This is a genomic window from Escherichia sp. AM3 (genome assembly GCF_032029835.1).
Taxonomy (GTDB): Bacteria; Pseudomonadota; Gammaproteobacteria; order Enterobacterales; family Enterobacteriaceae; genus Escherichia; species Escherichia coli.
Window position 1 is genome coordinate 1 of sequence record NZ_JAVUPQ010001309.1, and the last position, 236, is coordinate 236.

The window sequence follows — 236 nt, forward strand, 5'->3', positions numbered from 1 at the left end:
GCTCTGGAACTGGTGATGCAACCCCAGCTGGCAAGCGTGCTGTTCCGATTCCGTCCGCAGGCGCAGATGAATGACGCCGGTATTGCCCTGCTGAACCAGAAAATTGGCGATGCGCTGCTGGAGTCTGGCCGTGCAAACGTCGGTGTGACCGAGCATAACGGTATCACCTGCCTGAAGCTGACCCTGCTGAACCCAACCGTGACGCTGGAGGACGTAAAAATCCTGCTGTCTCTGGT

At 58.1% G+C, this 236-nt stretch carries 1 pseudogene; it reads left to right on the forward strand.

The window, feature by feature from the left end:
* Window positions 1-236 (forward strand): annotated as a pseudogene (locus RTW80_RS30825) (aspartate aminotransferase family protein); the annotation flags it as partial.